Annotated in this window: 17 protein-coding genes; 2 read left to right on the top strand and 15 right to left on the bottom strand. The window is 43.6% G+C overall.

Features of this window, described 5'->3' with window-relative positions:
* Positions 1–15 precede the first annotated feature (15 nt).
* The 11 genes from Q7J41_RS05985 to Q7J41_RS05935 all read right to left on the bottom strand — a co-directional run bounded on the left by Q7J41_RS05985 (position 16) and on the right by Q7J41_RS05935 (position 9,894).
* The gene (locus Q7J41_RS05985) at positions 16–453 is read right to left on the bottom strand and encodes a MarR family winged helix-turn-helix transcriptional regulator (protein ID WP_304886196.1); all 438 of its coding nucleotides are present in this window, start codon (positions 451–453) and stop codon (positions 16–18) included.
* A 97-nt stretch (positions 454–550) separates the two neighbouring features.
* Positions 551–1,612 (bottom strand): HAMP domain-containing sensor histidine kinase, encoded by a 1,062-nt coding sequence (locus tag Q7J41_RS05980; protein ID WP_304886194.1) that lies wholly within the window; start codon positions 1,610–1,612, stop codon positions 551–553.
* Positions 1,609–2,283 carry a response regulator transcription factor gene (locus Q7J41_RS05975; protein ID WP_304886192.1) on the bottom strand — a complete coding sequence of 225 codons (675 nt, stop codon included), beginning with the start codon at positions 2,281–2,283 and terminating at the stop codon, positions 1,609–1,611. The genes Q7J41_RS05980 and Q7J41_RS05975 overlap by 4 nt, the downstream gene beginning before the upstream one ends.
* 167 nt (positions 2,284–2,450) lie before the next feature.
* Positions 2,451–3,524, bottom strand: a complete 1,074-nt coding sequence (locus Q7J41_RS05970; protein WP_304886190.1) for a radical SAM/SPASM domain-containing protein — start codon at positions 3,522–3,524, stop codon at positions 2,451–2,453.
* Entirely contained in the window at positions 3,524–4,159 is a 636-nt protein-coding gene (locus tag Q7J41_RS05965; RefSeq protein WP_304886189.1) for a TetR/AcrR family transcriptional regulator, read from the bottom strand. The genes Q7J41_RS05970 and Q7J41_RS05965 overlap by 1 nt, the downstream gene beginning before the upstream one ends.
* 156 nt (positions 4,160–4,315) lie before the next feature.
* Positions 4,316–5,683 (bottom strand): phenylacetate--CoA ligase family protein, encoded by a 1,368-nt coding sequence (locus Q7J41_RS05960; protein WP_304886188.1) that lies wholly within the window; start codon positions 5,681–5,683, stop codon positions 4,316–4,318.
* Positions 5,680–6,324, bottom strand: a complete 645-nt coding sequence (locus Q7J41_RS05955; RefSeq protein WP_304886187.1) for a TetR/AcrR family transcriptional regulator — start codon at positions 6,322–6,324, stop codon at positions 5,680–5,682. Before Q7J41_RS05955 ends, Q7J41_RS05960 begins: the two co-directional genes overlap by 4 nt.
* 92 nt (positions 6,325–6,416) lie before the next feature.
* Positions 6,417–6,899 carry a GNAT family N-acetyltransferase gene (locus Q7J41_RS05950; RefSeq protein WP_304886185.1) on the bottom strand — a complete coding sequence of 161 codons (483 nt, stop codon included), beginning with the start codon at positions 6,897–6,899 and terminating at the stop codon, positions 6,417–6,419.
* A gap of 19 nt (positions 6,900–6,918) precedes the next feature.
* Positions 6,919–8,313: an MFS transporter gene (locus Q7J41_RS05945; RefSeq protein ID WP_304886183.1), complete on the bottom strand. Its 1,395-nt coding sequence runs from the start codon at positions 8,311–8,313 to the stop codon at positions 6,919–6,921.
* Positions 8,314–8,433: 120 nt separating this feature from the next.
* Positions 8,434–9,057 (bottom strand): TetR/AcrR family transcriptional regulator, encoded by a 624-nt coding sequence (locus Q7J41_RS05940; protein WP_304886181.1) that lies wholly within the window; start codon positions 9,055–9,057, stop codon positions 8,434–8,436.
* Positions 9,058–9,285: 228 nt separating this feature from the next.
* Positions 9,286–9,894, bottom strand: a complete 609-nt coding sequence (locus tag Q7J41_RS05935) for a TetR/AcrR family transcriptional regulator (RefSeq protein WP_304886179.1) — start codon at positions 9,892–9,894, stop codon at positions 9,286–9,288.
* Positions 9,895–10,073: 179 nt separating this feature from the next.
* On the opposite strand from Q7J41_RS05935, the gene Q7J41_RS05930 reads away from it, so the two are divergent.
* Positions 10,074–11,339, top strand: coding sequence for an MFS transporter (locus tag Q7J41_RS05930; protein ID WP_304886177.1), 1,266 nt, complete (start codon positions 10,074–10,076; stop codon positions 11,337–11,339).
* 70 nt (positions 11,340–11,409) lie between these two features.
* On the opposite strand, the gene Q7J41_RS05925 is transcribed toward Q7J41_RS05930, so the two are convergent.
* On the bottom strand, positions 11,410–13,107 hold the full coding sequence (locus tag Q7J41_RS05925) for a diguanylate cyclase domain-containing protein (RefSeq protein WP_304886175.1): 1,698 nt from the start codon (positions 13,105–13,107) through the stop codon (positions 11,410–11,412).
* Between the two features lie 187 nt (positions 13,108–13,294).
* A complete protein-coding gene (locus Q7J41_RS05920) occupies positions 13,295–13,825 on the bottom strand; it encodes a hypothetical protein (RefSeq protein ID WP_304886173.1) in 531 nt (176 codons plus the stop codon).
* A 162-nt stretch (positions 13,826–13,987) separates the two neighbouring features.
* On the opposite strand from Q7J41_RS05920, the gene Q7J41_RS05915 reads away from it, so the two are divergent.
* Positions 13,988–15,217: a multidrug effflux MFS transporter gene (locus Q7J41_RS05915; protein ID WP_304886172.1), complete on the top strand. Its 1,230-nt coding sequence runs from the start codon at positions 13,988–13,990 to the stop codon at positions 15,215–15,217.
* Between the two features lie 69 nt (positions 15,218–15,286).
* Here Q7J41_RS05915 and Q7J41_RS05910 read toward each other — a convergent pair whose 3' ends face one another.
* Positions 15,287–15,769, bottom strand: a complete 483-nt coding sequence (locus Q7J41_RS05910) for a flavodoxin (protein WP_304886170.1) — start codon at positions 15,767–15,769, stop codon at positions 15,287–15,289.
* Positions 15,770–15,839: 70 nt separating this feature from the next.
* On the bottom strand, positions 15,840–16,352 hold a 513-nt coding region (locus tag Q7J41_RS05905; protein WP_304886168.1), incomplete at its 5' end, for an EAL domain-containing protein.

Raw genomic sequence — 16,352 nt, 5'->3', positions numbered from 1 at the left:
GATAACGCTTAAAAATTAAGGCGCTAAGACCTCAATTTTTAATAACAGCGCTTGGAGGGTTTCCGTATCTTCCTGTCCCAACTGCGCTTCAATCTGTTCCTGAGCCTGCTGCCAATAAGCATGGGCCTGTTCAATTTTTTCTCGGCCCTCAGCCGTCAAACAGAGTTGCCGGTTCCGCGTTCCCGACTGGGCAATATCATGGATCAACCCCTGCTGTTCAAGGGGCTTTAAATTGCGAACCAAGGTGGTCCGATCCAACCGGATTTCTGCGGCCAACTCGCTGACATTCACCGGTTCCATGGCAAAAATGTGCTTTAAAATTGAAAATTGACTGACACTGAGGTGACAGGGGGCCAGGTAATGGTCGTAGATTTCGGTTATCGCCAGTGAGGCCCGCCGTAAATTGAGACAATTGCAAACTGACGATTTTTTATTTTGTTCTTCTATTTTCATGTGATCACCTTTTTCAGTGTATATACACGATTATTATACCCAACGTTTGGACTTTTGTAAAGTTGATTGCAGAATTTTATATAAGTGTATTGATTCTCTATAATTTCAAAATTATCGTAAATGTAGTGCCCTTACCCGGCTCACTTTCGGCCGTTATGGTTCCATCCACCAGATCCACCACTCGTTTGACCAGGGCAAGTCCCAGTCCGTTTCCTTCTTCTGAATGGGAGGTATCGCCCTGATAGAAGCGGTCGAAAATCCGGCGGCAGGTTTCTTCTCTCATACCACAGCCATTATCTCTGACCTTGACAATTGCCTGCTTGTCTTCTTTTCGCAACTGAATTTTTACTAATCCATCTTTTGGGGTAAACTTGATGGCATTGGTCAACAGATTATTCCAGACAATTTCCAGCAGACTTTCATCGCTGGTAATGGTCACTTCGTCCAGGTCGGCGTCAAATTCGATGTTTTTTTCGTCAAATTTATCTTCCAGTGCCAGCATACAACAGCGCAGCTGTTCATCCAGGGCGTAGCTTTCGGTCTGGATAATTTCCTGATTTTCCAGCTTGTTCAATTTTAGAATATTGGTTACTAAGGTAGATAGTTTTTTTGAGGCCTCGACAATGGTATCAATATATTCCTGTTTTTCTTCCTGGGGCAATGCCTCTTTTCTGAGTGCTGAGGCATAGCTTTGGATAATCGCCAGCGGTGTTTTCATCTCGTGAGATACATTAGCGATGAAATCGCTTTTTAAGGTTTCAATGGTAGCCAGTTCCTCGACCATCTTGTTAAAATCGTCGATCAGAACTTCAAGTTCATCCTTTTTATGATCCTTTCGTTGGGAATGAACGTGGACGGTGAAATCACCAGCGGCCACTTTTCGGGCTGCTTGACCGATTTCCGTCAACGGTCTCTGAAATCCGGTATACATAATAAATCGGGTCCCAAGACTGACAATCAGTCCCATAAACAGCGCATAGGACATCCCCACCAGGGCCATGATCCATGGATTAGCCTTATCAAGCATCTGCTGATTAAAAATCAGCACTTCCCCGGCACTGCAAATTAATACCACCCCAAAGACAATTAAAAATTCTTTCCAGAAGGGGCGCTTGGCATTGATCCGCTTGTCATCCAGATTTTCATAGCGAAACTTCATCCTTTAATCACCGCCTTGTAGCCCAATCCCCGAACGGTCACAATTTCCACATCGTCACATTCCGAAAGTTTGTCCCGTAGTTTGGTGATCGAAACATCCACGGTGCGGGGTGTGCTTTCGGTATCATATCCCCAAAACTCATCCATCAGCTGAGCCCGGGTAAAGGTGCGTTTGGGATAAGATAACAGCTTAAACAGAATGTTAAATTCTTTTACCGTTAATGGCAGCTCCGTTTCGTTTAAATAGGCGGTGGTTTCCTCTTCGTTTAAGACGAGCGAACCCGCCTCTAACCTTCGCTCATTGCGGATGTTAGCACGACGCAATAAGGCTGACACCCGCAAAACCAATTCGTCCATCTCGATGGGTTTTACCATATAATCGTCAATGCCCAGGCTGTAGCCCTTCTGTTTGGCAGTGATATCATCCCGGGCGGTCATAAACAGAATCGGAATGCCTTTATCCTGCTTTCTGATTTCAGCGGCAAATTCAAACCCATCCATTTCCGGCATCATGATGTCCGAAATAATCAGATTCACCGGTTCTTCCTGAATTCGATCAAAGGCCTCGGTTCCGTTTTTGCAACTGATGGCATGGTATCCGTTATCATTTAAAAATGAACAGACGATATAATTAAGTTTGATATCATCTTCAACAACTAATATATTAATCATTTTTCTTTCTCCTAAATATGAGTGTACGGGACTATTATACGGTTATGATGTTAAAGATTTGTTAACGTGCCAGTTCCCATATTTGGGCCGGTAGACTAATCAACTTCCCGCCTTTTCTTTTAGATATACCTTATTGGTCTCCTCACAGAAATAGTCATTATCTAAACTTACGCCAACAATTTTTCGACCTGATCGCTCACCTCAAACAAGGTACATCCGCCATGGTTTCCGACATTAGCGGCAATTTCCCGGAGATCGGCAAAATATTGGGAGCGGAGCACGGCTTCCACCGAATCACTGGTCAGGTTCTGTTTTGCATGGGGTGAAAAGGGACAGGGCTCGGCATCGCCATAGGGATTAATATGAAAAAATCCCCGCCCGGAAGCCAGACATCCGCCCATTTCCTCCTCGTCGCCGGGGAATGACAAGATCACCATGCGCCGAAATGATTTTCGAAGCTCAAGACAAATCGCCTGAAGTTGCTTGATTTCGCTTTGCGTAAGGACCAGATAGTCGGTTCCTGGTTCAGCCGGGATATATTCCACATACAGGTTCACACCACAACCTTTATCCTCCAGGGCTTCAAGAAAGTCATTTCTGGTCACCAGTGCCATGTTTTCCCTGGTGACTGTAATGGCTGCCCCGAATAGGATTTTGCGCTTTTTCAAGGCGGCCATGGCCGCTTCAATCTGCTCATGGGTACCCGCCCCGCGGCGGGCATCAGTTTCTTCTGCATTGCCTTCAATACTCAAAATGGGGATCAGATTGCGATGGTTGTCAAGTAACTCAATGGTCTCCTGATCCAGCATCGTGCCATTGGTAAAAATCGGAAAGATCACATTTGGGTATTCCCCGGCCAGCTCCAGGATATCCCGGCGTAAAAAGGGCTCACCTCCGGCCAGCAGAATAAAGGCGACACCAAGTCTTGCTGCCTGGTCAAAAACATTCCCCCATTGGCCGGCATCCATATCCGTTTTGCCACTGGTTGTGCCGCAGCCCCCACCAGCCCGGGCATAACATCCGGCGCAATGGAGATTGCATTGTGAGGCGATACTGGCAATCAGAAATGGCGGCACGTGCAGGCCTTCTTTTTCCTGCTTCTTTCTGCGGGCGGTGCTTTTGGCCAGCTCCGGCAGAACGCTCATTAAAAAAGCCCGGCCTTTGGCGTTATTTAGATAAAATCGTCCCGCTGTTGTCATAATTTGGGCAATTCCCTGATCCATCATTTTATTTAAATTCATCAATTTTCCTCATTTCTTATTTGATAAATTGACGCAAACTGTTCGATATGCGCCATCAGAAGAGCCAGTGCTTCATCTGCTTTTTCCGGCAGCTGGTCATATTGGCATAAAAGGGTATAGAATGGTGCATAAAACTGCAACGCAATGATCTGGGGAGGGCCTGCTCTGAACGTTCCCTGCCGGATCATTTCACTAAATAAGTCGGTCTGAAACAAAATGGCGTCGTTAAAAAACCAGTTGTACAAGGTCTTGGCTGCATCATCATTTTTATACTGTTCAATGGTCAACATCCGACGGAACTTTGATGCCTGCGGATCTTTTAGAAAAAAAAGGAAAACTGCCTCACAGGCTTTTTTAAGCCAGGCCAGATCATTGCGGCCATATTCCCGGGCAACACTTTCCATTTCACCCTGGGGCAACCGATAAAAGGTCACGGTTTCTTCAAATTTCTGATTCATCCACTCAAGCAAGGTATCATAAATGGCCTGCTTACTGTCAAAATGCTTATAAAGTGAACTATCCTTAATGCCCACCGCCTCGGCGATTTCTTTAACCGTCACACTCCGATAGCCTTTGACCGAAAACAGATTCAAGGCTTCCTCTAATATTATTTCCCGGGTATTGCGTTTTGTCATTGATTCTCCTTAAATTTTTCGCAAAAAAACTAAAAGCTAGCGTTCATTAGCCTTATTATAGCTAATGAACGCTAGCCTGTCAAGTTATGTTTGGCGAAAACTTATTTTGATCCAGTTATCGCTATCAGCCAATCCTGCTAGGGGGCTACCTTACAATTACTCAGGTTTATTGATGATATGCTTAAACTTTCCGCTTTGTGGGTGCTGCATCGGTGTCAAATCAGAAAAAGAGATATGGGCAGTAGTCACTCCATGGCTGGCCAGAAAAGCCGATAGTTTCTTCTGCGCTGCTTCAAATAAGCTCTGTGGCTCGTCTCCACTCCCGGGTGTGATTCTCAATTCAAGCTGATTCTCTCCATGGGCAATCAGCTGAAACCGGATGATCCCATGGATTTCTTTGAGCGTTGCGTAAATCGCCAGAGGCGGAATTTTGATGATCTTTCCATCTTCATAAAAGGTCAGGATATCATCGGTACGTCCCTCAAGGGTCAGCCAGGGTGACGGATTGTTGCAGGGGCAAGGTTCATGATGCATCACCACCCGGTCAGTGACCTCGTAGCGAATGAAAGGCTGGGTATAATTATAAAGGTTGGTAATCAGGATCTTATCCGACTGCACCCCATCCGGTACCGGCTGATTCTGGTGATCAACCGGCTCAACAATGAGCCAATCATCATTGATATGAAAATGCTTTTCCGGACATTCACAGGCAATGGTGCCGCCTTCCGTACAGGAATAAGTGGTTTGAACCGGGCATCCAAAGGCCGTTTCTAAAGAATCTCTAAGCTGATCGCTCAGGTATTCGCCACCAGTCATAATGATTACCGGAGCGATCTGCAGCCGCCCACTTTTCTGTTCATCAATCAGCAGTTCAAGGATGGTCGGATAGCCCCCCAGCATCGTCGGTTTAAAGTCATTCAGGTCATCAACGATCCGGGCAATTGGATAGAGGGCACTGGTCACGCCAAACTGTCTTTTTTTCCAGGGCATCGATAATAAGCGCGCCCGAACCGAACTATTTCCCAAATAAAAACCGCCGGTAGCAAAAACTCCCATGGTTTTTCCGCCCCCTTTCAGAAAGGACATAAAATCTGCTTTTCTGGCAAAGCTTCGCATCATGTTGATTGCAGCCATAACATTATTGGTGGATTGGTCGCATAGTGCTACTAAGGGGTTGCCCGTGGAGCCGCTGGTGGTAAACACCAGATATTTCCCCTTGATTTTTCGACCGATATTGTCCAAATCCATCATAAAAGTTTCTATTTCATTCAAGGTGATATCTTTTGCGGTTACCCACTCATCAAAATGCGCCATCAGATCGACCTTATTCGTTGGTGGCAAGTCACTCAGATTAAAATTCTCGCCAATGTTATGATAGTGCTCGCAATAGTAAGGGCTATTCTGCTTGGCATATGCCACCAGACGGTTAAGCCGTTCCGCTCTAATTCCGGTTTTTTCTGAATCGCTCATTTTTTTATTGCGATAGCAAAGCCAGATCGCCTTCATTAAGCTGATTGGTTTCATGATGATGCTCCTTCCTTGACAACCCCATTTAACATGAAATCAAGGTACTCTTTTATTTCTGCTTTAATCTCTGGGGAGCGCTCGAAAAATAATTCCGGGGTTTCTTTATACCGTTCCAAATATTTGTTTAGGATCGCCCTCAAATATATCATTATCGCGTCTTTTAGTATTTCTACGTTGATGTCTTTCAGTTCAAGGGCCGTGATGGCTTTTTCCATAATCTGCTGCGATTTTTCTCGGGTGCTGATCATATACCGCACGATCAGCTCATTCTTTTCATTAAGCACCTTAGCACTCATTTCCCGGGCGGCCATATTGACCAGGCGCATTTCGCTGGGATATTTTTCGCATAATTTAAATTTTTCATCAGCATAAAAAAAGATAATTCCATAAAAATCGGTTTGGTCCGGCATGGGAACATCTGTAAGCAGTCGTTTTAAAGCAACTTCCAGACAATAAAGATAGAAATTTTTCTTATTGCCAAAATAGTGAAACAGGAGCCCTTTAGAGATCCCACAGTTTTTAGTAATCTCATCGGTGCTGCCATCCATATAGGATTTTTTCGAGAATTCAGTAATTCCACTCTGGATGATGACCGCTTGTTTTTCGTCCGATATTTTTTCAAAAGAATCAATTGACATAAAACCCTCCTTTGACTCGCTAGTCAATGTATGAGCTAAGAATACACCCTATTGACTGGTAAGTCAATAGGGTGTATATAAATATCTGCAATTCAGGTATTTTTTTCTTGTTGATAAACCTCATTATCTTCATCAAAAACATAGCCATTGGCTAACAAGGCATTGCAGGATCCCCGGTTCTCAGGTTCCGGCTGAACAACAATCCGTTTTGAGTCTGAAAACCTGAAAATCATTTCAGTCAGCAATTGAACTGTCTTTTTACCATACCCTTTGCCTAAAAAGTCCGTTTCGCCAATGAGATAGTCAATGCTGTAGGTGCCGGTCTGAGGGATATTGGCGTAGCATTCTTCTTTCGCATCGAGACATTTATAAAACTGGCCAAACCCAATTGGCTTTTCTTCCCACTCGACAATGAAGTGGGTGATCCATGAAAAGGTACTGTCTCTCAACGTCACTTCTGCGATCCAGTCTTCTGGTTCAGTGTACCATTTTTTGACATGGTCTTTTTTAAGCCACTCCTTGAATATGGGTACGTCTTCTGTTTGAAATCGTCTGAGTCTGATTTTTTCCGTCACAGCGTATCACCTCCATTTCTCAAGAATAATCGATTTTGTTCGTGAAATCAACATTAAAATCAATCATGTTCCGCTCAAAAGATTCAGTAACAGTTTCTTCTGCTGCCTCCTTCGCTTCCAGGGTTCTGACACTTTTTAAGCGGGCTGCCACCAGCCCGACCAAGGCCAAGCCAATTCCGGCAATGACGATCAACAGGGCATTGCCTCGGCCAACCCCATCACCGATTACTGCACCGATGCTGATGGCCAGCTCAGTATTACCCTGCATCAAGGGTTCAAAGATCATATCTGCTAAAATGCCGGCCGCGATAAAGGCCAGTATATAACCCATCTGGGTAATCAGACTAATCAGACCAAAGGCCCGGCCCTGAACGCGATTGTCCAGATTGGTGCGAATCAGCACCTCGGCCCCAATCTGGATGGCTGGCATAAAGACAAACATCATAAATCCAAAACCGGCGATCAGAACCAGATTTTCACTGACCCCAATCAGAGCCATAAAAACCCCACAGCCAAACAGACCAGTCGATAGCATACCAACATAGGATTTTGGTTGCTTGATCATGCTGATACCGATGCTTCCGACCATCATTCCCATGGCAATAACTGTAGTCAGAATTCCCAGCTCCCGTTCACCGGCAATGGCCAGAACCAGGGGCTTGCTTAACATCTGCACAAACCCCAGACAGAAGGTGGCAATTGTCATGATGATAATCATTGTCATGATCCCCCTTTTGCCCCGGATGGCGATGATACCTTCGCTGATTTCACTGCGAAACCTCGTACCGGTCACTGCGTTTTTTTTACCAATCAAACCTTTTCTGACATATGCGATGATCAGAACTGTAGTGAAAAAAGTCGCCATATCCAGCATAATCAGGGTGCCAACCGTTGTCACTTGCAACATCAGACCGGCAATGACTGGGGAAATCAGCAGCTTGGCACTGCCTGCCAGCTGAACCATACCGCCAGCCCGGGCAAAGTCTTCTGCTGACAAGAGGTCGGTGATGGTGGCCTTGAAAGCCGGTTCTGTCAGGGCCGAGAACACCGAGCTGATTCCGACACCAATGCAGATCACTACCAGTGATGGGTTAGGGCTCATTATGGCGGCCAGGCTGATCAACAGTGCCAGTCCGGAAAACAACTCACCCAGAATCATCATCAGCCGTCGGTCATAGCGATCAGCCAACACCCCGCCCGCCGGTGCCAGTAGTATCGTTGGCAGAAAAGCGCAAATGGCAAAAATTCCGGTGGCTCCCACCGATCCGGTCAGGTTTAAAATATAGATCGCCAGTCCAAAATCAGTCAAGCCACTACCGATGCTAGAGATGAATGATCCGGCAACAAGGATCATAAATTTTTTCATCGCAGTGTTCTGCTTTGTTGTTCCTTTAATTGTCTTTTGTTGTTTCATTGGGGTTCCTCCTATTTTCTTTATTTTTTTCTTCATTCGTGCGTCATTCCTCAATCACCACTTATCGACCATCGGTCGGTAAACGAGTAAAAAATTTTTACAAATGCCGCCAAGTTTTAATTAGGCAAACATTTGTAAAAAGTCTTCAAGCTCTCCTGCGCCGGTTCCCAGCATTCTTTCCATATTGGCCAGAAAGCCCTTTATCTTTGCCGGATAGTCGGCCATTTCCCAGTCCATAATATTGCAGTCAAACAACATATGGCCCAGTAGTAAAATCGACTCAATCGTTTCCCGGGGATAATCCAGATGAAAAAGATCGGCGGCTACGCCTTCGGCCACCGCAGTTTCCAACAGTGGGGTCATCCGCTTGAGCATGGCTTTGGTGTATAGCTGTTCCAGCTTGGCATTGTCGACCTTGTGCATTTCGTCTCTGATCTCCTCTGATCCTTCAAACTCCGGTGACTGGGCCATAATCGCCATCATGATCCGATTGACCAGTGGTACGGATTTGTCTTTAAGTATTCGCTCAGCCCGTTTGGCGCCTTCCTCGACAATATCCAGAATGATGGCGGCCAGCACCTCTTCCTTGGAAGCAAAATAATAGTAAAAGGTACCTTTGGCAATGTCCACAATTTTTAAAATATCATTCACCGAGGTCTGTTCATAGCCCTTGGTGACAAAGAGTTCCCGGGCCACCATCAGGATTTCCTGTTTGCGGACTTCGCCTTCTTTGACTGTTTTCATTGAGCACCTCCCGTCTCATCGACCGTCGGTCGATGATTTAATGATAGAATAAACCTTACTATCTGTCAAGAATTATTTTTGAAAGGTTTTGGGTAAACGATCAGCTTCAATGATCGTTCCAATAACCACACCTATCCCAGCAGTGAATGGTAGCTCCGGCCGAATTAATTCAAGTACACCTTTTACCTTTCTAGCATTCATTATTTCAGCTACACTACGCTTTCCCTTTTAATTGCCAAACAGATACCAATAAACAATTTGTGCCAATTGCTCCTCATATTCTTTTTTATCCCCATCATCCAGTTGTTTTGACATGAGTTCCGACGTTCCCTGAATTACAAAATAAGCCATCCGCGACATTACCAGGGGGTTGGCGGTTCGCTTTATTACATGGGGACTATCTTTGCAGAAGTTATATATTTCGGTCATTATTTTGTCATAAAACGTTCCGATAATTTCACCTAACTGAGGATTCGCTAAAAGAATACTGTCAAAGTCCTGAAACATAACCCGATTATCATAGGCATGATCCATACCATTATGGACATAGTTTATAATTATAGCTTTGGCACGATGTGGATGTTGATTGAGCTTTTTTGTCAATTCACATAAATCTCCATAATTTCTTTCCAGGTGCATGATCATAATCTCCTGAAAAATGCTCAGTTTATCCGGGAAATAATTATAAAAACTGCCGGTTGCAACATCAGCCTCTTTGGCAATTTCTTTGGTATTCGTATGGTAATAGCCCTTCTCATTAAACAATTGTCTTGCGGAGTCAAGTATTTTTTTGCGATTCACAATCGTTCGTTCTTGAATTTTCTTTTCTTTCGCCATTATTCTAACCCCATCTATTCTATAAACATGTTCCGTTCTTTCTTAAGGATAGTATGAAATCGGTTATTTTGCAAGATCATGTTTAATTTGAACTTTAGTTCATTTTTCTGTTGACAATTGTTTTGCGAACATCTATACTTGTTATAAAAGTGAACTATGTTTCATTTTTGGAGGTTGATATGAAAGCAGAAAAACTATTGAATAAAAATTTCGTTATTATTGGCATTGGACAATTCATCAGCATGTTTGGCAATTCAATGCAGCGCTTCGCCTTTTCACTTTACATCCTTGATCTCACCGGCTCTGCCGTGGTGTTTTCGCTGATTATTTCACTATCCATTCTTCCGGCCATTTTTCTGGCCCCGATTGGCGGCGCACTTGCCGACCGGATGAGCAAAAAACGAATGATGGTTGTCCTAGACTTTTGCTGCACCATTATCCTTTCTTTGTTCGCTGCTTTTATTTATGGCAATGATCAGCAAATTCTATGGATTGGGATCTTAATCTTTACTTTATCTATTATTAACAGTGTTTATGAACCAACTGTCCGGGCCAGCATCCCCAGCGTCATTACCCCTGACCATTATACTGCCGGAAATAGTATGATCAGTCAGATCAGTGCCTTGACGATGTTACTGGGGCCTATCTCCGCCGGTTTTTTATATGGGGTCTTCGGGCTTAAGGTCATTCTGATTATCAATTTGATCAGCTTTTTAGCATCCGGTGTGATGGAATTATTCTTAACCATCCCTTTTGAAAAAGCCGAAATGACCGCCTCGCCAATTGTGACTTATGCCAAAGATATTGAAGCCACGCTTAAATTTCTATCTCGAGATAAACCCTTTGTTTTATATATCCTGTTTATTGCCGCCGGCCTCAATCTTTTTATGACGCCACTCTATACGGTGGGTGTTCCCTATGTCGAAAAGATTATTCTGGGCGTATCCGACCAGCTCTACGGCATCTCTGAAGGCATATTGGGAATTGGTATGATTGTCGGGGCCATCTTCTCGACAACCGTTGCCAAGTATAATCCTTTTGAAAAGCTGCATCGGCTCTTTATCTTCATGGCCGTTGGTATTCTGGGGATGGGTTTATGTCTGACTCCCTGGGTATTGGGCAGTGACCAAACCCATCTGATCGCATATGGCTGGTTTACCTTTTCCGGATTTATTCTGATGTTTTTTGTTGCCAATGTTAATATCCAATCGTTGACCTTTATTCAGCTCCAGATCCCCCAAAACCTAATGGGCAAAACGATGGCTCTGACCACTGCTTTATCCACAGCATTTATGCCAATTGGCCAAATTCTCTTTGGCCAGCTCTATGATCAATTAAATTCCGGTTTAGTTGGCATCTATCTGATCATCACCGGCCTGACCTTTGGCGTGGCAAAAATCCTCCATTATATGAATGATTGTCGCCTCGAAACAAAACAAGCCTGAATGGGTCAAGATCTCTTGATCTTGGCCTTCAGGCTAACACAGGAATAGCAACAGACCGCTTCAACTGGTTTTATTTTACCGCTATGGTAAGCTTTGTTTTACGTATTTGTTTTATTTCGAGCTTATCTGCATACATTTGTTGATCGACATGATGATAAAACTTGGTTAGATTTGGCCATGTCTTCGCATCGTATACGTCTGTTCCGATTGCCACCTCAAGGGGATATTCTACCTGGTTTTCGGCACATTTAAGATATTTTATCATCTGGAGAATCCTGATTTTAATGGCTGTTTCCTCGGTATTTCCCATCAAGATGGCAAATTCATCGCCACCAATTCGGTAACACATCCCTTCCGGCATAAACGCATCATGCATCATGACATAAAGCGTCTTAATGGCCTCATCACCTGAGCCATGTCCGTAATTATCATTGATATATTTCAGTTCATTTAAATCCAATAACACAAGTCTGAATTGCACTTCTTTATTTCTGAGCATCTCAAAATCGCGTTCAAATGCTGCCCGGTTATTCCCTCCAGTTAAAACATCCTGGTAGGCAAGCGCTTCATAGAGATCCCGTTCCTTCTGGCTTTGAAGACTCCGTTTAAAATAAAGATAGGAATCTGCCAGCAGCAAGCTAAAAAAGATGAGGCTGCCGATTCGTATAAAAAACGATGTATAATCAAACTGATTAGTGTAAAATACAATTCCTTCCATGATTACACTGACCGATAGTACACTCACATACTTAAAGAACTGTTTTGCATCCTGATTACTCTTTTTTACCAGTTCCTCAAACATCAGCGCCGATAATATAATGATATTAAGAAAGATCACCATCATCATAATGTTCATTGTCTCAATAAACTCACTTATTCCCAGCACCTGAAGAATCATTGTGGCAATTAGCAAAAACAGATACAGCCCCGCCATCATCTGCATCAACCGTTTATTCCATTGTTCAAGAAAAATTGTTTCTTTGACATACAAGGAAAAAAAGCTCCCCATCAGCGGTACCATCAAATAACTGATCCCGCCAATTATATATCGATTTCCTATGAAAAATTGAAGGAGTCTGGCCTCAGATAAAATCCAGATACTGGTAGATAGTACCAGCAATCCCAGATATAAGAAGCGATTATCTGGGAAGCTTTTGGCAAAAATCGCAAACAGAATCAAAAGCAATCCCATCACGAACAAGACAAGAAAAACAATAAAACCACCAAAACCCTGTTCAAAAACATAATTAACAAGACTCGAACTTTCTCCTAGCATCACCTTATTAACATGACCGGAAAAGGCCGTGACATCGCTTTTTAATATAATTTTCAAGGTTTTTTCCTGAAAATCCCGTGGTAGTTTGAACATTACCCAAGTGCTCGCGAGAGGACTTGCAATTCCCAGGGTTTCTGGTTTTTCGACTCGATGGATTTCCTGTCCATCTAAGTAAACGACCATATCCTGCATCGATGCTCGCAGTAACAAATAATTCATTTTACTATCAATATTTGGGAGAACTGTCGTTGCCTCATATTCAGTTCCCGGTTCTATGTTGAGATCAACCGGTAAACTTGTCCCTTGTTCCTCGAATGCACCAACGCGAATGGTCCAATTTTCCGAAAGGGTTATTGCATTTTCCCCGACAATTTTTAGATCTTCTTTGCTGTTTGCATTGGCTAAAAATAAAACTGTCAATACAAATAGTGTCACTAATGCGAATACTACTCGCGCATTTCTTTTTTTTATTTTATGGCATGGGTCTTCCATTTTCTTCTCCTGTTACAGTCAATGAATTATAGACATATACTTGATACTATAGATTAATTGCAGGACCATGTCAATGTTGACAGTTTATCAATGATAGTAATTTTTGATCTGTCGTGACATCATAAATGCTTACCGCCAGTTTACTAATCCTCACACGCAACATTCTTAATTACAGCTACTGCGTGATTCATGCTACTTCTTTGCCGATATTAATGAGCACCCCAAGCACACCTTTTTTCCCCATGAGAAAAATCATCGGCACAATAATCATTAGTGCCCCGAAGATAACAATCAGCGGTGAAAGCCCTGTTTCCAGCATAAATTTGGTAACATCATCCCCTTGGGGAACTTCAGTAAAAAAACTGCATATTGGCACCAGAATCCACGCAAACAGAGAAGCAATACTGATCAACGAGAACATGAAATAGAATTGATGATAGACCATCCCTTGCTGGTTTCGTCGATAAAAACACAATAGAAAAAAACTAACGATAATTGGGAATAGTGCCCCTACAGCGTTAAACAAGGCAAACTGAAAGCGGTTAAAAACACCACCTTCATAAGCCATACTGGCACTTATAATGCTGAACTTGGTAATTCTTGCTCCACATGCCATCGCCACAAGACAATGTCCCACTTCATGCAAGATAATATAAACCACAATTGCAATCACTGTAACAAGTATTGTTGATAAAACATACTTCATTTTAATATTCATTTCTAGTTCTCCTTACTTTGATATTTAGGCTTCATTATCCAATCCGATTTTTATCTTGACTCATTTGGTATAATTACTTGAAATATAATCCAGATACATTATAATATTAAATAGGGTTAATATGTAATACCCAACTTAAAATTTATAAGAATGCGAGAAAAAATGAATCCTATAAAGACTGCTTCAAACAATAGCACCGCTAAACAAAAATACCTGGGCGATCGCGGATTGCTCATTTTTTTAGTTTTTTTAAGTGCTTTTGCCCCGCTGTCTACCGATCTTTATCTGCCGGCGCTACCTACTATGACCACTTATTTCAATGTCCCTGAATATCTGACGAATCTGACCCTGATCTTATTTTTCATCTTTTTCAGTGCTGGTATTCTGATTTGGGGACCGCTCAGTGATAAGTATGGCCGCCGGCCGATTTTGCTGATTGGCATCACCTGCTATGCCGCCGCCAGCCTGCTTTGCGCCGCTTCAGGCAGTATTTATCAGCTGATCTTCTTCCGGATCCTGCAAGCCATCGGCGGCGGTTCTGCCAGTGCGGTGGCTACCGCCATTGTTAAAGATGTCTATCTGGAAAGAAAGCGAGAAAAAACCCTGGCGCTGGTTCAATCTATGGTCATTATCGTTCCAGCGGTTGCGCCGGTAATTGGGGCACTGCTTCTGACCTTCACCTCCTGGCGGGGCGTTTTTATCATCCAGGGCCTATTGGGGGTGATCATCCTGACGGGTTCCATCGTTTTCCAGGAAACCTTAGAACACCGGGGTTCCGGAAACATTCTCCATACTTTGGGGCGGCTTGGAGTCGTCCTTAAAAATCCGGGTTTTACTTCCCTGCTGCTTATCTTTTCCCTTTCTAGCATCTCCGGCCTGGCCTTTATTTCCTCATCATCCTATATTTATCAGAATGATTTTGGGACAAGCAGCCAGATTTACAGTTACTTTTTTGCCTTTAACGCCCTGGCGATGCTGCTAGGCCCCTTGATTTATATCAAATTGTCCAACCATTTTAAGCGCTTTTCGATTATAAATCTTTGTTTTGGCATCACCATTTTAAGCGGTCTGGCCATTGTTCTTTTGGGCCAGAGCAATCCCTTTATCTTTGCCCTGACCTTATTCCCAGCTACCCTTGCCCAGAGCTGTTCGCGGCCGCCCAGTGCCTACCTGATGCTGGATCAGCAAGCCGAGGATGCCGGTTCGGCCTCTTCGCTGATGGGCTCTTTTGCCACCATCATGGGAAGCTTTGGGATGATTATTATTTCCTTCAATATGGATCATCTGATTCCTGTCATTGGTGGGCTCAACATCATTCTCGGACTGCTTTCCGGCGGATTATGGCTGGCGGTTACCAAAGCGCCCCTGCACAGTAAAATTAGAGAAGCCTGATTTTCATTCTTGCTCTTTTCGCAAAGAAAACTTCCTTATCCGCAATACTTTGGATAAGGAAGTTTTTCTTTATGCTTCAATAAGGGTTCGGATTTTTTCTATTTTTTCATCGATATGTTCATCCATCTGCTGGAGCGGTTCCTTAAACTGAAACGTGCCGATAATCGTATTTCCATTGAGACTAGTTTTCATTTTTTCAAAACATTTGTCGGCTCCACCGCCCAGGTGGGTTGCGGTCAGAATAATCTTTTTCCCAGTGATGGTGTAATCGTGAAAAAAGGTATTAAGCGGTGGTGTCCAGGTTCCGGCCCAAATAGGTGTGCCAATGACCAGAACCTCGTAGTGATCCAGGTCGATGGTCGGGTTTGTCAGTTTAGGCCGTTCGCCAAAGGTCACACTCTTCCCGCCCCAGAAATATTTGCTGATTTTTCCCGTCGGGTATTCCTTTTGGGGAATCAGCCTGAATAGATCAACGGCTTCATTTTCGCCAATTTTACGGGCGACTAAATCCATATTTCCTTCCAGTGAATAATAAATAACTGCAGTGTTCATTTTTTGACTCCTTTCTAATCATCCTTTTTGATCGTTTCCCTGATTCACCAACCAGCAACACCAGGTTGAATCATTTTTGCAAATCCCGAATTTCTTTTCGCAACTGTGGATCGATTATTGAAAACTCAAACGCCGGCCGCCCCAGATAAAAGCCCTGGGCATAGTCAACGCCCATCTCAATCACGGTGGCCAGATCCATTTGTACTTCAATTCCTTCAGCCACCACCTTGACACCCTTGTTATGACAGAAATGAACCAGATTGCTGACCAGATTTTGTTTGTCCACGTTGTTGTGGATGCCCTGAATCATTTCCATATCAATCTTGATAATATCCGGCAACAGCGATAAAATGCGAATCTCGTTGGAGTAACCGCTGCCAAAATCATCCAAGGCAATCTGGATCCCATTATTGCGGATAAAGTTGATTTTTTTAGCAAGATTCTCGGCATTCCGACTCTCTTCCTCGGTCACCTCAATGACCACCCGTTTAAAATGCTGTGCGTATCGTGTTTCAACGATCAAATGGTCTTCTTCATTCAGTCTCTGACTGGGGATACTGTTGATAAATATTTTGCGCTCGCC

The organism is Acetobacterium sp. (assembly GCF_030652775.1).
Lineage (GTDB): Bacteria > Bacillota > Clostridia > Eubacteriales > Eubacteriaceae > Acetobacterium.
The sequence above is the reverse complement of the archived record's forward strand: the minus strand, read 5'-3'. Positions and strand labels throughout refer to the sequence as shown.